Source organism: Mesorhizobium sp. B2-5-11 (assembly GCF_006440835.1).
Taxonomy (GTDB): Bacteria; Pseudomonadota; Alphaproteobacteria; order Rhizobiales; family Rhizobiaceae; genus Mesorhizobium.
The window spans coordinates 124,753-148,995 of sequence record NZ_VFUK01000005.1 but is presented as its reverse complement, the minus strand read 5'-3'; the positions used below and the strand labels follow the sequence as shown (position 1 = coordinate 148,995).

General features: G+C 64.6%; 23 protein-coding genes. 20 read left to right on the top strand and 3 right to left on the bottom strand.

The window, feature by feature from the left end:
- Positions 1-178: 178 nt before the first annotated feature.
- The 17 genes from FJ490_RS17320 (at position 179) to FJ490_RS17240 (ending at position 17,655) form a co-directional block, all read left to right on the top strand.
- Positions 179-1,177, top strand: a complete 999-nt coding sequence (locus tag FJ490_RS17320) for a flagellin (RefSeq protein WP_140566244.1) — start codon at positions 179-181, stop codon at positions 1,175-1,177.
- Positions 1,178-1,440: 263 nt separating this feature from the next.
- On the top strand, positions 1,441-2,505 hold the full coding sequence (locus tag FJ490_RS17315; protein WP_140496222.1) for a flagellin: 1,065 nt from the start codon (positions 1,441-1,443) through the stop codon (positions 2,503-2,505).
- 124 nt (positions 2,506-2,629) lie between these two features.
- A complete protein-coding gene (gene fliF, locus FJ490_RS17310; RefSeq protein ID WP_140729041.1) occupies positions 2,630-4,279 on the top strand; it encodes a flagellar basal-body MS-ring/collar protein FliF in 1,650 nt (549 codons plus the stop codon).
- A 3-nt stretch (positions 4,280-4,282) separates the two neighbouring features.
- Positions 4,283-4,903, top strand: a complete 621-nt coding sequence (locus FJ490_RS17305; protein WP_140496224.1) for a hypothetical protein — start codon at positions 4,283-4,285, stop codon at positions 4,901-4,903.
- Entirely contained in the window at positions 4,900-6,234 is a 1,335-nt protein-coding gene (locus FJ490_RS17300; protein ID WP_140522326.1) for a MotB family protein, read from the top strand. Before FJ490_RS17305 ends, FJ490_RS17300 begins: the two co-directional genes overlap by 4 nt.
- The gene (locus FJ490_RS17295) at positions 6,231-7,595 is read left to right on the top strand and encodes a chemotaxis protein MotC (RefSeq protein WP_140650217.1); all 1,365 of its coding nucleotides are present in this window, start codon (positions 6,231-6,233) and stop codon (positions 7,593-7,595) included. The genes FJ490_RS17300 and FJ490_RS17295 overlap by 4 nt, the downstream gene beginning before the upstream one ends.
- The gene (locus FJ490_RS17290) at positions 7,592-8,959 is read left to right on the top strand and encodes a flagellar hook-length control protein FliK (RefSeq protein ID WP_140650215.1); all 1,368 of its coding nucleotides are present in this window, start codon (positions 7,592-7,594) and stop codon (positions 8,957-8,959) included. The genes FJ490_RS17295 and FJ490_RS17290 overlap by 4 nt, the downstream gene beginning before the upstream one ends.
- On the top strand, positions 8,889-9,476 hold the full coding sequence (locus tag FJ490_RS17285) for a lytic transglycosylase domain-containing protein (protein ID WP_181165242.1): 588 nt from the start codon (positions 8,889-8,891) through the stop codon (positions 9,474-9,476). Before FJ490_RS17290 ends, FJ490_RS17285 begins: the two co-directional genes overlap by 71 nt.
- 222 nt (positions 9,477-9,698) lie before the next feature.
- Entirely contained in the window at positions 9,699-10,367 is a 669-nt protein-coding gene (locus tag FJ490_RS17280; protein WP_140496228.1) for a response regulator transcription factor, read from the top strand.
- 79 nt (positions 10,368-10,446) lie between these two features.
- Positions 10,447-11,703, top strand: a complete 1,257-nt coding sequence (locus FJ490_RS17275; RefSeq protein ID WP_140624290.1) for a flagellar hook protein FlgE — start codon at positions 10,447-10,449, stop codon at positions 11,701-11,703.
- A gap of 28 nt (positions 11,704-11,731) precedes the next feature.
- Positions 11,732-13,183 carry a flagellar hook-associated protein FlgK gene (gene flgK, locus FJ490_RS17270; RefSeq protein WP_140729040.1) on the top strand — a complete coding sequence of 484 codons (1,452 nt, stop codon included), beginning with the start codon at positions 11,732-11,734 and terminating at the stop codon, positions 13,181-13,183.
- 3 nt (positions 13,184-13,186) lie between these two features.
- Positions 13,187-14,230: a flagellar hook-associated family protein gene (locus tag FJ490_RS17265; protein WP_140496231.1), complete on the top strand. Its 1,044-nt coding sequence runs from the start codon at positions 13,187-13,189 to the stop codon at positions 14,228-14,230.
- A 30-nt stretch (positions 14,231-14,260) separates the two neighbouring features.
- Complete coding sequence (gene flaF / locus FJ490_RS17260) at positions 14,261-14,608, top strand: flagellar biosynthesis regulator FlaF (protein ID WP_140496232.1); 348 nt, start codon at positions 14,261-14,263, stop codon at positions 14,606-14,608.
- On the top strand, positions 14,605-15,045 hold the full coding sequence (gene flbT, locus FJ490_RS17255) for a flagellar biosynthesis repressor FlbT (RefSeq protein ID WP_140496233.1): 441 nt from the start codon (positions 14,605-14,607) through the stop codon (positions 15,043-15,045). Before flaF ends, flbT begins: the two co-directional genes overlap by 4 nt.
- Positions 15,045-15,452: a flagellar hook assembly protein FlgD gene (gene flgD, locus FJ490_RS17250; RefSeq protein ID WP_140513649.1), complete on the top strand. Its 408-nt coding sequence runs from the start codon at positions 15,045-15,047 to the stop codon at positions 15,450-15,452. Before flbT ends, flgD begins: the two co-directional genes overlap by 1 nt.
- A gap of 21 nt (positions 15,453-15,473) precedes the next feature.
- Positions 15,474-15,740 (top strand): flagellar biosynthesis protein FliQ, encoded by a 267-nt coding sequence (gene fliQ / locus FJ490_RS17245; RefSeq protein WP_140496235.1) that lies wholly within the window; start codon positions 15,474-15,476, stop codon positions 15,738-15,740.
- A 271-nt stretch (positions 15,741-16,011) separates the two neighbouring features.
- Positions 16,012-17,655, top strand: a complete 1,644-nt coding sequence (locus FJ490_RS17240) for an MFS transporter (protein WP_140729039.1) — start codon at positions 16,012-16,014, stop codon at positions 17,653-17,655.
- 54 nt (positions 17,656-17,709) lie between these two features.
- On the opposite strand, the gene FJ490_RS17235 is transcribed toward FJ490_RS17240, so the two are convergent.
- The 3 genes from FJ490_RS17235 to FJ490_RS17225 form a co-directional block, all read right to left on the bottom strand.
- Entirely contained in the window at positions 17,710-18,447 is a 738-nt protein-coding gene (locus FJ490_RS17235; RefSeq protein WP_140729038.1) for a DUF4336 domain-containing protein, read from the bottom strand.
- Between the two features lie 96 nt (positions 18,448-18,543).
- Positions 18,544-20,340, bottom strand: coding sequence for a chloride channel protein (locus tag FJ490_RS17230; protein ID WP_140513652.1), 1,797 nt, complete (start codon positions 20,338-20,340; stop codon positions 18,544-18,546).
- A 131-nt stretch (positions 20,341-20,471) separates the two neighbouring features.
- Positions 20,472-20,771, bottom strand: coding sequence for a putative quinol monooxygenase (locus FJ490_RS17225; RefSeq protein WP_140556597.1), 300 nt, complete (start codon positions 20,769-20,771; stop codon positions 20,472-20,474).
- A 113-nt stretch (positions 20,772-20,884) separates the two neighbouring features.
- On the opposite strand from FJ490_RS17225, the gene flhA reads away from it, so the two are divergent.
- From flhA to FJ490_RS17210, 3 genes are read left to right on the top strand one after another with little or no spacing between them, the layout of a single operon-like run.
- Positions 20,885-22,972: a flagellar biosynthesis protein FlhA gene (gene flhA, locus FJ490_RS17220; protein WP_140496240.1), complete on the top strand. Its 2,088-nt coding sequence runs from the start codon at positions 20,885-20,887 to the stop codon at positions 22,970-22,972.
- Positions 22,969-23,721, top strand: coding sequence for a flagellar biosynthetic protein FliR (gene fliR / locus FJ490_RS17215; RefSeq protein ID WP_140496241.1), 753 nt, complete (start codon positions 22,969-22,971; stop codon positions 23,719-23,721). The genes flhA and fliR overlap by 4 nt, the downstream gene beginning before the upstream one ends.
- A 1-nt stretch (position 23,722) precedes the next feature.
- Positions 23,723-24,106, top strand: a complete 384-nt coding sequence (locus tag FJ490_RS17210) for a hypothetical protein (RefSeq protein ID WP_140496242.1) — start codon at positions 23,723-23,725, stop codon at positions 24,104-24,106.
- The last annotated feature ends 137 nt before the right edge of the window (positions 24,107-24,243 follow it).

Genomic DNA, 24,243 nt, shown 5'->3' with positions numbered 1-24,243 from the left:
TCGACAATATTTTTCGATTAACCGTCCGGTTTAGTCCTTTGGTAGGGACTTGCCGCCATATTCCCCGCAGATGGCGGGTGATCGGGTCTCAGACAGATCATTGGCATGATGCCGCTCCGTCATACCGGCCAATCCGGTATGTCAAAAAACACCTGTAAAAAGTAAGGTACGAGTAGACATGGCCAGTATCATGACCAATGCCTCGGCGCTGACCGCGCTGCAGAGCTTGAACGCCACCAACAAGAACCTCGAAACCACCCAGGCCCGCATCTCGACGGGCTATCGCGTTTCCCAGGCTTCGGACAACGCCGCTTACTGGTCGATCGCCACCACGATGCGTTCCGACAACCAGCAGATGTCGACCGTTTCGGACGCGCTCGGCCTCGGCGCCTCGAAGGTCGATACCGCTTACACCGGCATGAACAGCGCGATCGACACCATCAACCAGATCAAGACCAAGCTGACCGCCTCTTACGGCCAGACGGATGCCGACAAGGAAAAGACCCAGACCGAAATCGCCGCCCTTCAGAAGCAGCTGAAGGCCTATGCCGATGGCGCCAGCTTCTCCGGCACCAACATGCTGTCCGTGGACAGCGGCACGGGCACGTCCGTGGCGGACGTCAAGATCGTTTCGGCCTTCAACCGTGACGCTTCCGGCGCGGTCTCGATCTCGACGATCGACGTCAACGTGGAAAGCACCAAGCTCTACGAGGCGGGTACCACGGCTGGCACCGCGAAGGGCATCCTCGACGCCGCGCGTCTGGGCACCGACGGCAGCGTCACCGCCACGGCGGCGACTCCGGCTGCTGGTGCTACCGTTGCGGCCGGCGACACCTATTCGGTCGCCAGCCTGAAGATCTTCGACTCCGCAACGGGCAAAGGCTTCAGCGACGACCAGATCTCGGGGATGATGAACGTCGTCGACGCTGCGCTCAAGGACATGACGAACGCCGCCACCACGCTCGGCGCCGCCAAGAGCTCCATCGACCTGCAGAAGACCTTCACGCAGAGCCTGATGGACTCCATCGACCGCGGCGTCGGCCAGCTCGTCGATGCCGACATGAACAAGGAATCGACCCGCCTCCAGGCCCTGCAGGTTCAGCAGCAGCTCGGCATCCAGGCGCTGTCGATCGCCAACGGTTCGTCGCAGTCGATCCTGTCGCTCTTCCGCGGCTAATCGCCTTCACCATCCACGAACAGCACCAAGATATCGGGCCGCGCCAAAAGCGCGGCCCGATTGCGTTTGCTCCAGCCCCGCGCAATCCTCGTTCCTTAACTGTCGAAAGCTGACTTTTAACAGGGCGTTAACCATATCGCGCTAGCTATGGTTAACCAATAGCTTACGACAGGTTGTCGAATCGGCCCGACCGGCACGATCGCAGCCGATGGGCAGGCCGACCAGGCCTGTGGGCATGCCGGCTTAGAGAAGGAGCGAGTTTCTTGGCGAGCATCATGACGAACGCTGCGGCGTTGACTGCACTTCAAAGCCTCAACGCCACCAACAAGTCGCTCGAGCAGACACAGGCCCGCGTCTCGACGGGCTATCGCGTCTCCGAGGCCTCCGACAACGCCGCCTACTGGTCGATCGCCACCACCATGCGCTCCGACAACCAGGCGCTCTCGACCGTGCAGGATGCGCTCGGCCTAGGCGCCTCGAAGGTCGACACCGCCTATACCGGCATGAACAATGTGCTGGACACGATCGGCAAGATCAAAACCAAGCTGCTTTCGACCGTCGGCCAGACGGATGCCGCCAAGGCAAAGACGCAGACCGAAATCACGGCGCTTCAGGCGCAGATGAAATCCTTTGCCGACGCCGCCACCTTCTCCGGTTCGAATTTCCTGTCGGTGATCTCCAAGCAGGTGTCGGCCGCCAATGACGGCGTCCAGCCCGACTCCAAGATCGTGTCCTCGTTCAACCGCACCTCGTCCGGCGCCGTCCAACTCGGGACGATTGACATCGATGTCGAGAGCACCAAGCTTTTCGATTCCGGTCTCGCCGGCGAGGTCAAGAACCAGGGCATTCTCGACCGCAAGACATCGGTCTATTCGACCGCGGCCGCGCAGACCCTGTATGACACCGCCTATGCGGCATCGATCGCGGGTGGATCAACGGATATCGCAGCCAACACCGCCGGCCAGACCGCGGCGGGGGCGGTTGCCAAGGTCGACAATATTTCCGCCTACAATCTCGACATCACGGCGGCAGGCGTGACCGACGACATCATCACCCAGATGATCACCAAGATCGACAACGTCATGAGCCAGCTGACCGATTCCGCCACCATCCTCGGTTCGGCCAAGAGCAGCATCGACCTGCAGAAGACCTTCACGCAGAGCCTGATGGACTCCATCGACCGCGGTGTCGGCCAGCTCGTCGACGCCGACATGAACAAGGAATCGACCCGCCTTCAGGCGCTCCAGGTGCAGCAGCAGCTCGGCATCCAGTCGCTGTCGATCGCCAACAGTTCCTCGCAGTCGATCCTGTCGCTGTTCAAGAGCTGACCGCCCACTCGACGTCTTCACCTCAAGGTTGACGGGCCGCGCGCCGAGCGCGGCCCGATTTCATTTTCGCACAAGCTTCGAGGGCTAGTGTTCCAGCGGACAGTCATGCTGGGAGTAGTCGACCGTGCCGGAACAGATCCAGAGCATCATCGCGAATCTCCGCGGGTTTGGCGTGAAGCGCCTGGCCATGCTGGCGGGCATCGCCGCATTGGTGATGAGCGTCATCGGTGTCGCTTCCGTCTATCTCAACCGTCCGGCCTACGACACGCTCTATGTCGGGCTCGACCGCGCCGACGTGAACCAGATCGGCCTCGTGCTGGGCGAGGCCGGCATCGGCTTCGACGTCGGCTCCGACGGAACCTCGGTCCTGGTCCCGGCCGGCACCACCGCGCAGGCCCGCATGCTGCTTGCCGAAAAGGGCCTGCCGACCAGCGCCAATGCCGGCTATGAACTGTTCGACAATGTCGGCTCGCTCGGCCTGACCTCCTTCATGCAGCAGATCACGCGTGTGCGCGCGCTGGAGGGCGAAATATCGCGCACCATCCAGTCGATCGCGGGCGTCAAGGCTGCGCGCGTCCATATCGTTATGTCCGAGCGTGCCAATTTCCGCCGCGACGAGCAGCAGCCCTCCGCGTCGGTCGTCATCCGCTACGCCGGCATCGACGCCGAGAAAAGCGCCATGTCGATCCGCCATCTCGTCGCCGCCGCCGTTCCCGGCCTGTCGGCCGACAAGGTGACGGTGCTCGATTCCAACGGCAATCTGCTGGCGGCGGGAGACGATCCCTCCAACACAAGTGCCGCCCGCACGCTGGGCGTCGAGCAGACCGTCGAGGCGCAGATCGGTGACAACATCCGGCGCGCCCTCACCCCGTATCTTGGCCCGGACAATTTCCGCGCCAGCGTCAAGGCCGACGTCAACACCGATACCCGCCAAACCGAGGAGACGATCTTCGATCCGGAGTCGCGCGTCGAGCGTTCGGTGCAGTCGGTGCGCGCCAACGAGAACAACAACCAGAAGCAGGCCTCCACCCCGGCCAGCGTCGAGCAGAACCTGCCCGAGACGCAGACGACCGCCACCGAGGGTCCGCAATCCTCCTCGCAGAACGACCGCAGGGAAGAGATCACCAACTACGAGATCAACTCCAAGAAGATCGCCACCGTCTCCAACGGCTACAGCGTCACCAAGATGTCTATCGCCGTGGTCGTCAACCAGGATCGGCTGAAGGCGATCCTGGGCAAGGACGCCACGCCCGAACAGATCGCCAAGCGCGTCGCCGACATCCAGAAGATGGTGACCTCTGCCACCGGCTTCGACGACAAGCGCGGCGATGTCATCGACGTCTCGGCGGTCGAGTTCATCGACGGGCTCGACGGCGAGGCGATCCCGCAGGCCGGAATGCTCGATTCCGTCGGCCAGCACGCCGGCACGCTGATCAATGCCGGCGCCTTCATCGTCGTGGTGTTCCTGGTGGCCTTCTTCGGCCTGCGCCCGATGGCGGCGGCCCTGACAGCAAAGGCCACGCCGGCCATAGCGGGTCCCAATTTCGACGAGGTCCAGCGCTCGCTGCCGACGCCGGAGGGCACGGCTTCCGCCGAAGCCGGCTCGGCCGTCGGCGCGTTGCCGGGCGTGCGCGCCGGTTCCACGCCGCTCGACGACCTGCGCCAGAAGATCAGGCCTGCGCCGCAGGAGCGGCTTGCCCGCATGGTCGACCTCAACGAGGAGCGCACAGCGCAGATCCTGCGCAAATGGGCGGCCCAGGAAGTCGCGGTGTAGTCCATGCCTTCCCTAGCCCTTTTCGATCTCCTGCCGGATTTCGGCCCGCGCCCGCAACGTGTCAGCCAGCCGAGGGCCGCCGCCGAGCACGAGCCGGAAGCAGCCGCGCCGCAAGCCGATATCGGCACGCTGATCGCCGAAGCGGTCGCCCAGGCGGAGGCGGCGCTTGGCGAGCGGCTTGCGGCTGCCCACGAAGCAGCGATGGACGCTGAACGCCGGGCGAATGCCGAGGAAGCGAAGGCCTTTCTCGAGAGCTTCGGCGGCGATGTCGGCGAGGCGGTCTCGCTGCGCATCGATGCCATGGAGGCGCGCGTGACGGACCTCGTCGCCGCCACGGTCGCCCGCATCATCGGCGGCATCGTCAGTGACGACCTGCAAAAGCGCTCGCTTGAAGCGCTTGCCGGTGCGGTCCGCGAAGCGGTCGGCGATGGCGAAGCGGTGCGCATAGTCGTTCGCGGCCCGCTTTCCCTTTTCGAAGCGCTGAAGGCATCGCTCGGAGCGCGCGCCGCCAATCTCGACTTCATCGAAGCTCCCGGCTTCGATCTCACGGTCTCCATCGACGAAGCGGTGTTCGAGACGCGCATGGCCGAATGGTCGGCAACGCTCTCCCAGGTGTTGGCATGAGCGTCGCCGATGCCGATCAGGCCAGGCACGAGATCATCATCGTGCGTCGTGGCCATGACGACCACGAGGAGGGCCATCACGGTGGCGTCTGGAAGATCGCCTTCGCCGACTTCATGACGGCCATGATGTGCTTCTTCCTGGTCATGTGGCTGATCAACGCCGCCAACGAACAGACCAAGGCGGCGGTCGCCAGCTATTTCAATCCGGTCAAGCTGGTCGACCGCACGTCGAGCCGCAAGGGCCTGGAGGATCTCGGCGACGGTCCGCGCGCCATCGGGCTGACCGCCGACAATCCGGAAGAGGCGGCCACCAAGGCCGGACAGGATGGAGCCGGCGGCGCGGGTTCATCCGATCCCAAAAAGGAAAAGCAGGAGCCGCAGCAGTCCGAGCAGTCCGACGAACACCTGTTCGCCGATCCCTACGCGGTGCTTTCGGAAATCGCCACCAACACCGGCATCATGCAGAACGTCAGCCAGAAGGGCGATGGCGGCGCGCAGAGTGCCGGCCCGGCAACGGGCGCTTCCGGCGGCGCCTCCTATCGCGATCCGTTCGAGCCTGATTTCTGGTCTCAGCAGGTGGCCTCGCCGGGCGCCGAGGCCAGCGCGCAGCGCGCCAGGATCGAAGGTGATCCGGTGAAGCCCGGCGACAAGGCCGCCGAGGCGCAGGTCGCCAAGGTCAAGGCCGTGCCGCCTGCGCCGCCGGTCATCGCGGCGCCGCTTGAACCTCTGGCAAAGGACGGCAAGGCCACAACGGCAATCGCCGAGGCGGGTGATGCGAAAGCCGGCGCCGCCGGGCCCGCGGACGCCAAGGTTGCCGCCGCCCAGGAGGCGGCCAAGCCCGATGCCGGCGAAAAGAAGCCGGGCGCGGCCGCGCTTAAGGCTGCGGCCGATGTCAGGCAGCAGCTGGCCGAGGCCTTCAAACCTGGCGACAAGTTGCACGACGGCGTCTCGGTCGAAGCCACCGACAAGGGCGTCCTCATCTCGATCACCGACCAGCTTGACTTCGGCATGTTCGAGGTCGGCTCCGCGATGCCGCGCCGTGAGCTGGTGCTCGCGATGGAAAAGATCGGCCGCATCGTCAACAGCCAGAAGGGCACGATCAGCATCAACGGCCACACCGACGCGCGGCCGTTCCGCAGCGCCGGCTACGACAATTGGCGGCTGTCGACGGCGCGCGCGCATTCGGCGTACTACATGCTGGTGCGCGGCGGCGTCGACGAGCGCCGCATCACCGAAGTCGCCGGCTTCGCCGACCGCCAGCCGAAGGACCCCGCCGATCCGCTGTCGGCGGTGAACCGCCGCATCGAGATACTGATGGCGACCGGCGGATGAGGCGGGCGGTCTTCACCAGCCGCTTGATGGGCCTTTTGCTGTTGGCCGGCCAGCCTACGGCCGCCCTCGCGCAGGATTCGTTGCAACCCTATCAGCTGGTGCGCTCGCTGCAGCTTATTCAGGACCGTATCGCCGTCGGCGACCACGCCGCGCTGCCGATGCAGTCCAAGCTGCTGGAGATGATCGATACGCGCTTGCGCGAGGCGGACAAGGACGATTTCAGGGATCCGAAGAATTTTCGCGCGCTGCTGGTCTACGGCATGAGCGGCGGCAACCCGGTGACCGTCGAGGCGGCCGTGTCGCGCGCCACCGCCGATGCGCGGGACCTAGCCCTTGCCAGGGGCGTCATCGATTACCTGAACGGCCGCCCCGCCGAGGCCATCGAAGCCTTGAAGCCGGTCGATCCGATGGCGGAGCCCAGCGACCTCGGCGCCTTCCTTGCCCTGGTCAAGGGTTCGCTGCTCGCCAGCGACCAGCCGGCCGCGGCGCTGGTGCTGCTCGACGAGGCGAAATTGCTCGGCCCCGGGACACTGGTCGAGGAGGCGGCATTGCGCCGCTCGGTCGGCATTGCGGTCGCGCAGCGCGACGCGGCGCGCTTTGCGCTTGCCTCCACACAATATGTCGAGCGCTATCTCTATTCGCCCTATGCCAGCCAGTTCGCCGACTCCTTCGTCTCGGGCGTGATTGAGCTGCACATGTCGATCAGCCAGGACAAATTGGCCGATATCACCTCAATGATGGATCCCGAGCGCGAGAAGGTCATTTATCTGCGCATCGCCCGCCGCGCCGCGATCGACGGCCTGAACGAACTGTCCGCCTTCGCCTCGGCGCGGGCCGAGCAAGGCCGCGACGGCAACACCAATCAGGGCGATCCGCGCGCCCTGCTCTACTCAAGCCTGTCCACCGTGACATCGGGTACCATCGAGGACGTGCGCGCCAAGCTGGGCAAGATCGACCGCAGCCGGCTGTCGGACGGCGACCGCGCGCTGCTCGACGCCGCCGAGGCCATCGCCGGCGAAGTGGTGGCACCGCCCGCTTCCCTCCCGACCGCCAGCTCGGCACCTGCAGAGGTCATGCCATCGCACGAGCCCGAGCCTGCCGCCGCGCAGACGGCCGACGCCGCCGGATTGCCGCCCGTCGAGGGTGCTGTCTCCGAACGGCCGGCCGTCGCGCCATCCGGCGATACAGTGGCAGTTGCGCCGAACGCGCCGGCTCCGGGCGATGCGGCAACTGTCCTGCCGGCATCGGCGCCGGCGGCCGCGGCCAGCACCGACACGTCAGACCCAACCGATGCCGCGATGGTCAAAACCCGTCGACAGCTCGACCTGATCGACCAGATGCTTGGAGCCGCTCCGAAATGACCCCCAGCCTCGGTCCGGCGCTGCCGGGAATCACCACCGCGCGCACGACGGCGGAACAGCCGGCGGCGACCGGAAAAAATGACGACACGGGTTTCGGCAAGATGCTCGACGACAAGGCCGGCCCGGCCCACCCGGACAAGCATCCGGCAGCCGGGGCCGGATCGCGCGATGAGCGCTGGAGCAGGCTTGCCGCCGGTCCTGCCGGGCAGAAGGACGAGCCACTGCCGGCTGGCAAGGCAAGGATCCCATCCAGCGGAATGCCGGCCGCGAAAACGGCCAGGGACGACAAGACCGCCGAGCCGGACAAGGACTCCGATGGCGCAGCGGCCGCGACAGGTGCGACGCCGCTCGAGGACCATCTGCCGTTGCTGATCGCGTTCCATGACCTGCGCCATTTCTCGACATCGGCCAGACCGGCCGATACGAACGAAACCGGACAGGAACCGGCGCTCGACGGGCAGCTCCTGCCGAAGGCCTACCGGCCGAAATCCGCCGCCGGGCATGACGATCTCGACCCGATCTCGAAGCCCGAGCGGACATCGCTCGTCGATGGGTCGCTGACCAAGCTCGATGGCCAGACCGTCCACGACGCCGCTGGCACGCCAAAACGCGACAATGCGATCGCGGCCGGGCCGCTGCCCCAGACAGCGCCGGCCGAAGTGCCGGGCGTGGATCCGAAGCAGGCGGCACCGCAGCTGAAATCCATGGCCGATGTTCAGTCCTCGTTGCGGCACGAGCCCGGAAAACAACTGTCGGCGGCAGGGCGCATCGACGTGGTCTCCGAGCGCAGCTTCCCTGCCCCGCCGCAGGCGCCGATGAGCCAGGCCGCCCTCAACGTGATCGGCGCCATAACAGCCGATGGCGGCCCGAAAACGACGCTTTCGACACACTCCGCAACCGCGCAACTGACAGGCCCTGTTGCCGCCGCGACACATGTGTTGAAGATCGAACTTCATCCGGCCGAGCTTGGCATGGTCACCGCCAATCTTCGCCTCTCCGGAGAACAACTTTCGATTGAGTTGAAGCCTCAAACACATGACGCCTACCACCGGCTGTCCTCTGATAGCGATGCCATCGTCAAGTCCCTGCGCGGACTCGGCTTCGAGGTTGACAAGGTCACGATACTACAACCTTCGGTAGCGGTCCCCGCAACGACCCGCACTGATGCGACCGCATCCTTGCAGACGGCGGCGGGCCGCGACCAGTCGTCCTTTCAACCCGGGAATTCCGGCGGCGGCAACAGCGGCGCCGGCGGCCAGCAACCGGGCCAGCAATCCGCCGGAAGACACAATGATGACGCGCAAGCACACGGCCGCCCCGCTTCGCCTTCTCGCGAGCGCGCTGGCGGCGATATCTTTATCTAGTCTTGCGAGCGCCGCCGCTGCCGCCGCCAATGCTTGCGAACCGGAGATCCTGCGCGCCGCCGACCACTATGGCGTGCCGGCCGGCATCCTCTATGCCGTCGGCTTGACCGAGACCGGCAAGAAGGGAAGCTTGCAGCCCAACGCATTGAATATAGAAGGAAAAGCAGTCTTCCCGACAAGCCGCGCCGAAGCTCTTGCCACCTTCGCCAATGCCCGACGCGAGGGCAAGACGCTGATCGATCTCGGCTGCATGCAAATCAATCACCACTACCACGGCGCGCATTTCCGCAGCGTCGAGGACATGCTAGATCCGCGTCAGAACGTCGACTATGCAGCGCGTTTCCTGGCCAGCCTTCATGCCCGTCACGTGACCTGGTCGATGGCCGTCGCCCGCTATCACGCGGGGCCCGACAACGACCCGGCGCAGAAGGTCTATGTCTGCCGCGTGATATCAAACATGGTGGCCACCGGCTTCGGCAAATGGACCGGCAACGCCCGCACGTTCTGCAACCCATGAGTGTATTGTTGCATCTCATGCAATCAGTCGCAAAGTCTCGGCGTTGCGCTTCGACTTGGCCGGGACTTGGAGCACCAAGCATATCTCACCCCATGCTAATGCAACCGATGCGATTCCAGACTCCCAAGAAACTAGTTACAAGAAATGACGGTTGTTCAGGATTCCTGCCAGCGGATACGGCTTTCCCCACGGGGCAGATGAGCTGATTCGGAGGCGGGGCCGATGATCGTTATCGTTGACGAGCGAGAGCTCGTGACAGACGGATACAATTCACTTTTTGACCGCGAGGGCATCGCCTGCGCGGGCTTCGCTTCCGGCGAATTCGGCGAGTGGGTGAACTCGGCGGCCGATGCCGATCTGCGCTCGGTCCGGGCCTTCCTCATCGGCGACTGCCGCGAAGGCGCGATCTCTCCGCGCCAGATCCGCGACCGCACCGGAGCCCCGGTGATTGCTCTCAGCGAGCAGCATTCGCTGGAGAACACGTTGCGGCTGTTCGAGAGCGGTGTCGATGACGTCATCCGCAAGCCGGTCCATATCCGCGAGATCCTGGCTCGCATAACAGCCATCCGCCGCCGCGCCAACGAAGATGCCGCCTTTACCGAGATCGGTGCCATGCGCATCTTCATGGATGGCCGCGACCCTGAAATCAATGGCCAGCCGCTTCCCTTGCCGCGCCGTGAGCGCCGCATTCTCGAATATCTGGCAAGCAATCGCGGCCGCCGCGTCACCAAGACCCAAGTATTCAACGCCATCTACGGCATCTTCGACGAAGAGGTCGAGGAGAACGTGGTGGAAAGCCACATCAGCAAGCTGCGCAAGAAGCTGCGCGAGAAGCTGGGCACCGATCCGATCGATTCCAAGCGCTTCCTCGGCTACCGGCTGGTGTTCTGATGCACCGCCGCGCCAGCCTCGCGCAAGACAGGACGCGTAGCCTCGCTGCCAATGGCATGGACATTGCGGAGACATTTCGATGAGCCTCTACGGGATGATGCGGACCGGCGTTTCCGGCATGAACGCGCAGGCCAACCGTCTGTCGACGACAGCCGACAACATCGCCAATTCCGATACCACCGGCTACAAGCGGTCCTCCGCCGAATTTTCAACGCTGGTCATGCCCTCGACGGGCGGCGCCTATAATTCCGGCGGCATCACCACCACGATCCGGCAGGCGGTCAGCGATCCCGGCGTTCTCCAATACACCACCTCTGTCTCCGACCTTGCCGTCAGCGGCGACGGCTTCTTTGTCGTCCAGGACCCGAGCGGCACGCCTTTCCTGACCCGCGCCGGCGCCTTCGTTCCCGATGGACAGGGCAGGCTGGTCAACTCGGCCGGCTTCCAGCTGATGGCCTACAGCTACGAAAATGGCGTGCCGGCGGCGACGGTGAACGGTTTTGAAGGATTGGTCCCGGTCGTCATCTCCGACCAGGGAATGACCGCGACCCCGAGCACCGAGGGTCTCTACAGCGGCAACCTGCCCGCAGGCGCGACGCCGGTCGCGGCCGGCAACCTGCCCACCACCAACGCCGCAGGCGCGCAGTACACCTCGAAATCCTCGATGGTCGCCTATGACAATCTCGGCAACAAGAAGCTGCTCGACGTCTATTTCACCAACACCGGCGCCGGCACCTGGCAGGTGTCGGTCTTCGACCAGTCGAAGGCGACCGCTGGAACGTCATTCCCCTACGCCGGCGGCGCACTGGGCTCGGCCAACCTGACGTTCGACACGACCACGGGCAAGCTCACCGGCGCCGTCGACAGCGTCTCGCTCACCGTGCCCAACGGCAGCGCCTTTTCGTTGGATCTGTCGGCATTGACCCAGCTCGGCACCGGCTTCACGGTTTCGGACGCTCAGGTCAACGGCAACGCGCCGAGCACCATCGACAAGGTGCAGATCAGCAAGGACGGCACCATCTACGCCCAGTACAAGGACGGCTCCACCAAGCCGCTCTACAAGATCCCGCTGGCCGATGTGCAGAGTCCCGACCAGCTCACCGCGCTGCCCGGCAATGTGTACTCGCAAGGCACAGAATCCGGCGCGGTCCGCGTCGGCTTTGCCAATGAAGGCAAGCTTGGCTCCATCATCTCCGGCGCGCTCGAGAATTCGAACGTCGATATCGCCGAGGAACTGACCAACATGATCGCGGCGCAGCGCAGCTACACCGCCAATTCGAAAGTCTTCCAGACGGGTTCCGACCTGATGGACGTCCTTGTCAACCTGAAGAGATAAAACCGGGCAACGCCCGTGAAAGACCCGCATGTCGCTTTCCACCGCATTGAGCATCGCCCAATCGGCGCTTATGAACACCGCTCGGCAGACCAGCGTTGTCTCGCGCAACGTCGCCGACGCTTCCAATCCGGACTATACGCGCCGCATCGCCGTCGTCACCAGCACGGCGCCGGGCGCGCGCTCGGTTGACATCCAGCGCGTAGCCAACGACCTGCTCTTCCGTCAGAATCTAAGCGCCCTGTCGGCGTACAGCGGCCAGAACGCGCTCTATAGCGGCCTGGATCAGCTGGATGTTTCGGTCAATGGTGTCGACAATGCGTCCTCTCCCTCGACCGCGATCGGCAATTTGCAGCAGGCGCTGCAGCTCTATGCCACCTCGCCGTCCAACCAGAATCTCGGCTCCAGCGTTATCGACGCGGCCAAGCAGGTCGTGCGCTCCCTGAACGAAGGCTCCAGGGCCATTCAGGACTTTCGCACCCAGACCGACGGCCAGATCGCCACGGCGGTAGACGATCTCAACTCGCTGCTCAGCCAATTCCAGGACGCCAACCAGGCTGTCATATCAGGCACGCGCTCCGGCACCGACGTTTCCGATGCGCTGGACCAGCGCGACGCGCTTTTGAAGAAGATCTCGGACTATGTTCCGGTCTCCACCTTCACGCGCGGCGACAATGACATGGTCATCACCACGGGTGACGGCACGACACTGTTCGAAACCATCCCGCGAACGGTCAGCTTCGCCCCATCCTCCGGCTACAGCGCCGGTACCGTCGGCAATGCCCTCTACATCGATAATGTGCCGATCTCGGCGGGAACCGGCGGCAACACCAGCGCCAGCGGCAAGCTTGCCGGTTTGCTGCAATTGCGCGATGGCGTAGCCTCGACCATGCAGAGCCAGCTCGACGAGACCGCGCGCGGCCTGATCACGGCGTTCGCCGAGACCGCGCCGTCAATGCCCAACGCCGCCGGGCTGTTCACCTGGTCGGGCGCGCCGGCGGTGCCGGCCGCTGGCACGCTGGTCAATGGCCTTGCCGGCACGATCAGCGTCAATGCCGCCATGGATCCAAGTGTCGGCGGCAATCCGGCACTGCTGCGCGACGGCGGCGCCAACGGCGCGGCCTATATCGTCAACACTGGTGGCGCCTCTTATTCCAGCCTTCTGGTCGCCTATGGCGACCGGCTCGATCAGCCGATGACATTCGACCCCGCCGCCGGGATTTCGGCGACGTCGAGCGTTGCCGACTATGCCGCCAATTCGATCGGTTGGCTCCAGGGCGTGCGCCAGCAGGCTTCGACCGCAGCCGACGCCAAGCAAGCCCTGGCATCGCGCAGCGCCGAGGCGCTGTCCAACGCGACCGGCGTCAATGTCGACCAGGAAATGTCACTGCTTCTCGATCTCGAACACACCTATCAGGCATCGGCCCGAATGATGAAAACCGTCGACGACATGTTGGCGGCTCTGCTCAGCGCGGTGGGATAATCCATGACCTCAGTCTCTTCGGCCGCCCTCTCGAACGCGATGCGTTATCAGCAGATGCGCATGCAGGCCGAGCTCGTCAAAGCCACGAAGGAGTCCTCGACCGGCAGGGTCGCCGATGTCGGCCTGGCGCTGGGCGGACGCACCGCCCAGTCCGTCACCTTCTCGCGCGATCTCGACCGGCTCAATGTCATTATCGATTCCAACGGCCTGGTGGCCGCCCGGCTCTCCTCGACGCAGACCTCGCTCGGCCAGCTCTCCAGCGTCGCGCAGACCTTGCTGTCGAGCCTGACCACCTCAACGTCGGGCGATTCTTCCGCCAACCTCACCCAGTCGGCCGGCAAGACGGCCGTCCAGCAGCTCGCCTCGATCCTCAACACCAGCGTCAACGGCGAGTATCTGTTTGCCGGCACCAACACCGACGTCAAGCCGATCAACGATTTCACAGCGGCCGGATCACCCGCCAAGGCTGCCTTCGACGCCTCCTTTGTCGCCAATTTCGGTTTCACGCCGGATGACCCCGCCGCGGCAAACATCACCGCGGCCCAGATGGACGATTTCATCACCAACGACGTCGAGCCGCAGTTCTTCGGTTCGGGCTGGCAGGCCAACTGGTCGAACGCCACCGACCAGCAGATCGTCAGCCGCATCGCGCTCAACGAAACCACCGCGACCTCGACCAGCGCCAACAGCGACGGCATCAAGAAGCTCGCCATGGCGGCGGCCATGGTCTCCAGCCTGATGTCGACCAACATCAGCCAGGCGGCGAAGGACACCATCGTCGGCCGCTCGCAGTCGCTGGTCGGCGAAGCGCTGAGCGGCATCGGCCAGGTTCAGTCCGAAACCGGCATCGTCCAGAAGCGCGTGTCCGACGCTGTCGACCGCATGAAGACGCAGGTCGACCTGTTCGAGCGCCACATTCTCGATCTTGAAGCGGTCGACCCGGCCGAAGCCGCGACCCGCGTCGCCGACCTGACGCAGCACATCGAGACCTCCTTCGCATTGACGGCGCGGCTCCAGCAGCTCAGCCTGTTGAATTACCTGACCTGACAACTCTGAACCGGAACGGTAGAGCCAACGATGTACCAATTCTCCTACGCCGACATCCAGAGCACCTCTGTCGCCGATGCGAAGGACCGTGAACGGGAGCTGTTGACCCGCTCGATCGACATGCTGGCGGCGGCCGCCGCCCTTGGCCCCGCTTCGATGGAGGCAGTGGAGGCGCTGCATTTCACCAACCGCGTCTGGACCGCCTTTGTCGAGGATCTCGGCTCCAACGACAACGCGCTTCCCAAGGAACTGCGCGCCAACCTGATTTCGATCGGCCTTTGGCTGCTGCGCGAGGCGGAAGACATCCGCCAGGGCCGCACCCAGAATTTCGAGGGACTGATCGAGGTATCCCAGATCATCCGCGACGGCATTCAATGACCAACACGCTGAAGATATCGCTGAAGCCGAACGAGAAGATCTACATCAACGGTGCCGTCATCCGCGTCGACCGCAAGGTCACCGTCGAACTGATGAACGACGTGCAGTTCCTGCTCGAAAGCCATGTGATCCAGGCCGATGACGCCTCGACGCCGCTCAAGCAGCTGTATTTCATCCTCCAGGTGATGCTCATGAATCCGGCCGGCGCCGGCGAGGCGCGCGAAATGTTCCGCCGCTCCCTGCCGCTGCTGCTTGCAAGTTTCGAGGACGCCGAGATCGGCAGTGCGCTGAAACAGATCGACCGCATGGTCGGCGAGGACCACATCTACGAGGCGCTAAAGGCGATCCGGTCGCTCTATCCGCTCGAACGCCGCGCGCTGGGCGGCAATGACGACGTTCCGGGCGCCTCGCGTCCGCTGGCTGTGGGAGCACGCTGATGACCGTGGACATGACGACGACGATACCGGTTGGCACCAATCAGGCCAGCCAGCAGACCTCAAAGACCGCTGTCGACTACCAGTCCTTCCTGAAGCTTCTGATCGCCGAGATGAAGAACCAGGATCCGACCAAGCCGATGGATTCGACACAGTACGTCGCCCAGCTCGCCACCTTCTCGCAGGTCGAGCAGTCTGTGCAGACCAATACCAAGCTGGACCAGATCATGCAGTCCTCGGCGCTGTCGCAGGCCGATGCGCTGATCGGGCGCTCGATAACGTCCGCCGACGGCAAGACGACGGGCACCGTCGCGTCCGTGCGCCTTGCCAGCAGCGGCCTCATCGCCGTGCTGGGCAACGGCACCGAGATCGCGGTCGGCCCCGGCGTCTCGGTCAAGGCGGCAAGCTGACGGCTCCGGCGGGCCGACCCCATGAACGAGGCCGACGCACTCGACATCGTCCAGTACGCGGTGTGGACGGTGCTGACCGCATCCGCCCCGGTGGTGCTGGTCGCCATGGCGGTGGGTATCGGCATCGCCTTGATCCAGGCCCTGACGCAGGTCCAGGAGATCACCTTGACCTTCGTGCCGAAGATCGTCGCCATCATGCTCGTGGCGGCGCTGACCGGTCCCTTCATCGGCAGCCAGATATCGGCCTTCACCAACGTCGTCTTCGAGCGCATTGAAAACGGGTTCTAGCTGCTTGCGGCGAGCCGGCCCGTTCTGTCCCGACGACTTACCGGCAGCAGCCTGCTGTCGCCGATGCGGACCGTGTACGGCATAGGGCTGCATCCGCGGCGCGGCGTCGAAGCAACGCCGCACGGCTGCGTGGTCCTCCTCTATCCTCTTGTTGGACCATGATCTTTTTTTCAGGACGTTCGCTCTTTGCGGCACGATGCCATAGTTTCGGCAAACCATCCGGGGAAACGGATCACCGCAACGATCGGCAAGCCATGACAGGGCCTTTCCTATGATTGACGAAAAGCCGGAGAGCGAGAGCGTTTCGGCGCTGGCGCCGTTCCGGCACGGCATCTTCCGCGCCGTGTGGTCGGCCAGCCTCGTGTCGAATTTCGGCGGCCTCATCCAGGGCGTCGGCGCCGCCTGGATGATGACCACGATCGCCACCTCGCCCTATCAGGTCGCGCTGGTGCAGGCCTCGACCACCTTGCCGATCATGCTGTTCGCGCTCGTCGCCGGCGCCATCGCCGACAGCTTCGACCGGCGCAAGGTTATGCTGGTCGCCCAGACCTTCATGCTGGTCGTCTCGGTGCTTCTGACCCTGTTCACCTATTCCGGCTTGATGACGCCGTGGACGCTGCTTGCCTTCACCTTCCTGATCGACAGCGGCACGGCCCTGAACAGCCCGTCCTGGCAAGCCTCCGTCGGCGACATCGTGCCCCGCAACAAGGTGCCGGCCGCCGTCGCGCTGAACTCGATGGGCTTCAACCTGACCCGCAGCGTCGGTCCGGCGATCGGCGGCATCATCGTCGCCGCAGCCGGGGCGGCGGCCGCCTTCGCGGCCAACGCGGTGAGCTATATCGGTCTCATCGTCGTGCTGGCGCGCTGGAAGCCGCAGCTTCAGCCATCGACGCTGCCGCGCGAATCGCTTGGCGCGGCCATGGGCGCAGGCCTGCGCTATGTCGCCATGTCGCCCAACATCGGCAAGGTGCTGGTCAGGGGCTCCGCCTTCGGCTTCAGTGCCGGCGCGGTGCTGGCGCTCCTGCCGCTGGTGGCGCGCGACGTCGTCAAGGGCGATGCCTTGACCTATGGCATCATGCTGGGCGCCTTCGGCATCGGCGCGGTCGGCGGCGCGCTGATCAGCGTGCGGCTGCGCCAGCTTTTGTCCAGCGAGACCATGGTGCGCTCGGCCTTCGCCGGCTTCGCCGTCTGCGCCTTCAATGCCGCCGTCAGCCACAACGCCTGGCAGACATCGCTCGGCCTGCTGGTCGGCGGCGCGTGCTGGGTGATCGCGCTTTCGCACTTCAACGTCACCGTGCAGATGGCAACGCCGCGCTGGGTCGTCGGCCGGGTGCTGTCGGTCTATCAGACCGCGACCTTCGGCGGCATCGCGCTCGGCAGCTGGATCTGGGGCATCGTCGCCGACGCGCATGGCGCCGGGACAGCGCTGATTGCGGCGGCCATCGCCATGCTGGCTGGCGGCGCCATCGGCCTCGTGCTGCCGCTGCCGCAGCAGCAGGTGCTGAACCTCGATCCGCTCAACCGTTTCAAGGAGCCGCACCTCGCGCTCGACCTGAAACCGCGCAGCGGCCCCATCGCCATCATGATCGAATACATCATCCGCGACGAGGACGTGCCGGAGTTCCTGGCCACCATGGCCGAGCGCGGCCGCATCCGCCGTCGCGACGGTGCCCGCAACTGGACGCTGGCGCGCGATCTCGAAAATCCGGCGATCTGGATCGAGCACTACCACACGCCGACCTGGCTCGAATATGTCAGGCACAATGGCCGCATCACCCAAGCCGACGCCATGGTCGGCGAGCGCCTGCGGGCACTGCACAGCGGCGACGAGCCGCCGCGGGTGCGCCGCGTGATCGAGCGCCCGACAACCGCGGGCACGGCGCTGGTCATGGCAAAGGGACCGATCGAGCATTAGGAGTGAAGGAAAGCGCGAAGACGTTTTCGTCCGGGCTTGCATCAACACAAAGCGTTAGAGCGGACCCAGCCAGCGGAACGCGCGCTTCAGTTCGGCGACGCCATCGTGTTCGTACCAACGGCCGTGCGCCATGATCACGCGTTCCGGATTCCATTCTATCATCTTTTCGACTGCCGCCTTGAGTTGCCCCCTGGGGAAGGTCAATCGCAAATCGCGCGGCGTCTTGCCATCCGGATCAACGACACCAGCCGCCCTGGCAAGCCAGCGCCACGGCCAGCCAAGCTTCCGCGGTTCGAAGTTCTCGATCAGGTCTGTCAGGATCAATGTTCGGCTGACGGAATGGAAGAACACCATCTCCGTCATGAAGCTGCCTTCCACCGGCAGCGACTTGAGGTCATCGTCCCACGGGTAGCCCCTCTCGGCACCAAGCTCGTTCGCCTCGAAATCGATCCTGTCGCCCGCCTGCTCGCGAATGCCCGGTGCCAGCCAGATACCCGCATCCGCAAAGGCCCTGCGCCACATCGGAATCCACCAATAGTGGATCCGGTTCGGCCCGATGATGTAGCGGACCTTGCCCAATCCCGCGATCTCGGCCTCGAGGCTCTCTGTCAGGAAGGTGGGTGAATGGACGAACAAATCGCCGTCATTGACGCGGATGACGGTCATCCGCGTCGGAAACGGCATTTTCGGCCAAGGCATGCCGAAGCGGATGACCGGGCCATCCACGATCCAGATGTCCTTCGAAACCAGCTTTAACGTGTTGAGCGGCGGATATGGTGCGCGGTCGGCCATGGTCTGCTGATGTAGGGTGGAGAACAAGCTTGGCCACGGCAGCTTCGCCTTGCACGAGCTCAGCCAGGCCGGCTCGGCAGCCTACCTTCGCCCGACCTACCCTTCGCCCGACAAGTCCCGGCGCGCTTTTTCCAGCTCCTCGGCATAGCGCCGCATCAGATGGCCCTCGGTCAGCAGTCCGAGCACGATGTGGTCGGTGAAATCCTCGACCACGGCCAGCTCCTCGGCGCCGGCCCGCTGGAAGGTCTCGGCGGCCGACTGCACGTTCATGCTCGGCACCAGGACGGCATCCTTGTATTGCGCCAGATCGCGCACCGCCGTCTCGCCGTCGGACAGGTCGCTGTGCAGTTCGGCAACGATCAGCACGCCGACATACTGATCGCCGGCGTCGACGGCAATGACGCGCTGGGCCGAACCCAGCGGCACCTGCTTGCGGAAGGCCGCAAGCGTCGTGTCGGCATTGATGGTCTTGATGTCCTTGCGCATCATCGAGCCGACGGTCAGGCTGCGCATCCAGCCGACGTCATGGGCACTGCGGATCGTCTCGCCGCGCAGATGAAAGCGCCACGTCGAGAAGGAGTAGCCGAAGGTCTCGCGCACCAGGATCGCCGCCATGATCGAGGCCGCCAGGACGACGCCGGTTAGCGTCAGGTCGCGGGTCGATTCCAGCGCCAGGAACGTCATCGTCAGCGGCCCGCCGACGACGCCGACCGCCAGCGATGTCATGCCGACGACGGCAGCGACGGCGGAATCGATGCCGGTCGACGGTGAGATGAAAGCCATCACATCGGCGAATGCCTTGCCGAGCAGGGCGCCAAGAAACAGCGAAGCGAAGAACAGTCCGCCGCGAAACCCCGAACCCAGCGAGATCGCGGAAGCCGCCAGCTTCAGCACGAAGACGCTGGCCACCACGCTCAGCCCATAGTTCATGGCGAATTCGCGATGCAGCGCGCCGTGGCCGCTCGACAGCACCTGCGGCGTGACCAGCCCGAGCAGGCCGACGATGACGCCGCCGATGACGGGACGCAGCGAGGCATCGACCGACAGCTTGGCAAAGGCGCGTTCGACCAGCGTCACCAGATGCATGATGGCGATCGAGGCGGCCCCGCCAAGCAGCCCAAGCAGCAGGAAGGGCACGTACTGGCTGGCCGTGAGTGCCGGCAGGCCCGCAAGCTCCAGCGGGAACGGCACGCCGCCGAACATCTCGGCGGTGAGCGAGGCGGAGATCGCCGCGGTCATGACAGGCACCACATTGGCGACCGAATAGATGCCGATGACCAGTTCGAAACCATAGAAAGCGCCGGTCAGCGGCGCGTCGAAAGCCGCCGCGATGGCGCCGGCGGCGCCGCAGCCGACCAGGATGCGGACATCGTTGCGGCGCAGCTTGAACAGCCGCGCCAGCCGCGAAGCCAGGCCGGAACCGACCTGCGTGTAGCCGGCCTCCAGCCCGACGGAGGCGCCGAAACCGCTGGAGAGCATGGTCTGGCCGGCGATGATGAACGTATCGGTCAGCGACATGCGACCGCCATAGAGCGCGTTGGCCTCGATCGGGTCGACAGGCGTGCGGAATCTCCGCTTTCTCAGCCAGATCACCGTCAGCCCGAGCAGGATGCCGCCGATCGCCGGGATCAGGGCCTGCATGGGGTGGGCGAGGGAGAACATGCCCGAAAGCCGGCCGCCGGCCTGCACGCCGAACAACAGCCCGTGCAGGTCCTGCACGATCTGGCTCATCGCGGTGACCAGTATGCCCGCCATCACGCCGACGATGCCGGCAAGGACGACAACCGCTATGCCTCGCGCTTCGAGCAGCGGGATCGAATTGATGAGCACCGCGCGCAGCCGGCGAGCGTAGACTTGCGGTTGATTCCTGGGCGATTGGTTTTTGGTAAGCACCGGAGCGGCTCGCCGACATCAGCAAGGCATTGAAAACACTGCCGTGCTGATACGCCGAGCGGCACCGCATGGCAACCACAATGACGGCGCCCGCGCGCCCTTTGGGAGGGAGCCCGTCCGGCCGCCGATGGTCAGGTCGGCTTCGGGTCGCCGGCCTCGTAGAGCACGAGATTGCGCTCGCCGATGCCGAGCGCCGGCCAGCTTGCGCGCCAGTCCACAAGGTGTGGCGCGGCGAAATGTGCGTCGAGCGCCGCCCTGTCACTCCAGACTTCCGTGACCCGGATCAACCCGGCATCGAGGACATCCTGCGCATAGGAGTATGCGAGGCAACCGGGCTCGGCACGGCTGGCGACAACCATGCGTTCCATCGCTGGCCTTGCCTGTTCGAGCTTGTCGGGTGGCAGACGAACCGTGCCGATGACCAGCAGCATGAGATTTCCTTTCGATGGTTGGGCAGGCCACTCTCCCACCCTCGCGCAAGCTTGGCCAGCTACCCTCGCCGGGCTGTCGCATGCTCGGCAGCCCACGGTTTTCGAGGACTAGAATGGCGATAAGCGAAAGCATCCAGCCCGGCGCCGTGGCCAAGAACGGTCGCGACGTCTTCTTCGCGCTGGGCATCGTCATCATCCTGGCCGTGCTGTTCCTGCCGATCCCGGCCTTTCTCATCGACGTCGGCCTTGCCTTCTCGATCGCCCTTTCGGTGCTGATCCTGATGGTGGCACTGTGGATCCAGCGGCCGCTCGACTTCTCCTCGTTTCCGACCGTACTGCTCATCGCTACCATGCTGCGGCTATCGCTTAACATCGCCACCACGCGCATGATCCTGTCGCACGGCAATGAAGGCACGCATGCAGCCGGCTACGTCATCGCCGGCTTCTCCAAACTGGTCATGGCCAGCGATTTCGTCATCGGCCTGATCGTCTTCATGATCCTGATCGTGGTGAACTTCATCGTCATCACCAAGGGCGCCACCCGTATCGCCGAGGTCGGCGCCCGTTTCACCCTCGATGCCATCCCCGGCAAGCAGATGTCGATCGACGCCGACCTCTCCGCCGGCATGATCGACGACAAGACAGCGCAGTTGCGCCGCCGCGAGCTGGAAGAGGAATCCTCCTTCTTCGGCTCGATGGACGGCGCCTCGAAATTCGTCCGCGGCGACGCCATCGCCGGCCTCATCATCACCGCCATCAACATCGTCGGCGGCATCGCCATCGGCTATATCAGGCACGGCATGGGCATGGGCGAGGCCGCCGACGTGTTCATCAAGCTGTCGGTCGGCGACGGTCTGGTCACCCAGATCCCGGCGCTCATCGTCTCGCTCGCCGCCGGCCTGCTGGTTTCCAAGGGCGGTACGCGCGGTTCGACGAACCAGGCCGTGTTCGGGCAGCTCGGCGCGCATCCGCGCGCGCTCTATGTGGCGGCGGCGCTGCTGGTGCTGCTCGGGCTGATGCCAGGCCTGCCCTTCTTCCCCTTCTTCGCGCTCGCCGGCGGCATGGCCGGCCTCGGCTATGTCATTCCGATGCGCCACAACCGGGCCATGGCCGAGGCCGAGGCGCTGAAGAACCAGGAGAAGGCGACCAAGGCCGAGGAAGAGAAGAACTCGGTCAAGGCCTCGCTCGCCACCGCCGAGATCGAGCTTCTGATCGGCAAGCAGCTTTCGACCCGGCTGCTGGTCTCGCATCAGGAGCTGGTCTTCCGCATGGCCAAGATGCGCAAGAAGTTCGCCCAGCAATATGGCTTCGTCGTGCCCGAAGTGCGCGTCGCCGACGATTTCGCCATCCCGCCGAAAAGCTATCAGATCAAGGTGCACGGAACGGTGGTCGCCGAATATTCGATGCGCGTCGGGGAGATCATGGTGCTGCTCGGCAACCGCGACGTTCCCGAAATTCCGGGCGAGGAGATCCGCGAACCGGCCTTCGGCATGCGTGCCTATTCCGTCATGGAAACATTCGCCGAGGATCTGAAGCGCGAGAACTACACCTTTGCCGACAACATGTCGGTGCTGCTCACCCATCTCTCCGAGGTCATCCGCAACAACCTGCCGCAGCTTCTGTCCTACAAGGACATGAAGGCGCTGCTCGAGCGCCAGGATCAGGAATACCGCAAGCTCGCCGACGAGATCTGCACCACGCACATCTCCTATCCCGGCCTGCAGGCAGTGCTGAAGCTGCTGCTGGCCGAGCGTGTCTCGATCCGCAACCTGCACCTGATCATCGAGGCCATCGCCGAGATCGCGCCGCATGTGCGCCGCACCGAGCAGATCGTCGAGCATGTCCGCATCCGCATGGCGCAGCAGATCTGCGGCGATCTTTCGGAGGGCGGCGTGCTCAAGGTGTTGCGTCTCGGCAACCGCTGGGACCTCGCCTTCCACCAGAGCCTCAAGCGCGACGCCAAGGGCGAGGTGCGCGAGTTCGACATCGATCCGCGCCAGCTCGAGGAATTCGGCCAGGACGCCACCAAGGCGATCAAGAAATTCCTCGAAGCCGGCGAGCGTTTCGTCCTCGTCACCGCGCCCGACGCGCGCCCCTATGTGCGCATGATCATCGAGCGGCTGTTCACCACGCTGCCGGTGCTCTCGCATGTCGAAATCGCCAAGGGCGTCGAGATCAGGGTGCTCGGGACCATATCGTGAGCGTTCTCTCGCAAGCGGTCGTCATCGCGGCGTTCCTCGCCTTCTGCCGCATCGGCGCCTGCTTCATGCTGATGCCCGGCCTGTCCAGCGCCCGCATCCCGGTGCAGGTCAGGCTGTTCGTTGCGGTCGCCGCCACCGGCGGCCTGCTCGCCTTCCTGTGGGACAAGATCTTTCCCTTCGTCGATCCGCGTCCGCAGATCCTGGTGCCGATGATCGTTTCCGAACTCCTGGTCGGCGGCCTGATCGGCGCCATGACCAGGCTCTACATGGAAGCCCTGCGCTTCATGGGGTCGGCCATCGCCATGCTGATCGGCTATGGCGGCTCGGGCGGGCCAGCGATCGAGGAGCCCGAACCGCAGGCGGCGCTCGCCGCCATGATCTCGTTCTCGGCACTGCTGCTGCTGTTCGTCTTCGACTTCGACCATGAGATCATACGCGCGCTGGTGACGTCCTATACGGTCGCGCCGGTCAACGTCTTCTTCAACCCGCAGGCGGCACTGGTCGATGTCGCCGACACGGTGTCGGACACCTTCTTCCTGGTCATCCGCCTCGGCAGCCCTTTCGTCGCCTATGCCATTCTCGTCAACCTGACGATCGGCTTCGTCAACAAGCTGACGCCGCAGATCCCGATCTATTTCATCTCTCAGCCCTTCGTCATCGCCGGCGGCATGCTCATCTTCTATTTCGCCGTCGGCTCCATGCTGTCGCTGTTCGTCGACGGCTTTGTCGACCTGACGCTGGCGAGGTGACATGAGCACGCGCAAGGACCGCCTGAAGAAGCTGGTCAAGGTTCAGGAACAGTTGAAGGCGCTGCACGAGACGCGCCACGCCACCCTCCTCGCCGCCGCAAATGCCGCCGAAGCCGAGGCCAAGGAACTGGTCGAGCATTTCGACAAGGACAATTCCCTCTCCGGCCTTTTCCCCGATCTCTACCACCGCCGCATCGCCCAGGCCGTCGTGCGCCAGGAGGCGAACCTCGAAAGCGCCAGGAAGGAGGCCGGCCTCGTCGCGTCGGCAACCGCGCGCACCAACATGGTCGAGCGCGCCTACAAGGACGTGCGCAACCGCGACGAACGCGAACGCTCCGACCGCGAACGCCTCGATCTGATCGCGCAGAAGCGGGGACAGGAGTAGAGGAGGAGGTCTGGACGCAAAGCAAGCCTTCGCAGCGGAATCCTGACTGACCGCTTTGCGCCTCGTACGGGCTATGGATGCAATTTCGCGTCTACCCAGAAGCCGCCCGTACAGCCTGTCGAAGAATGTGCCGAGCC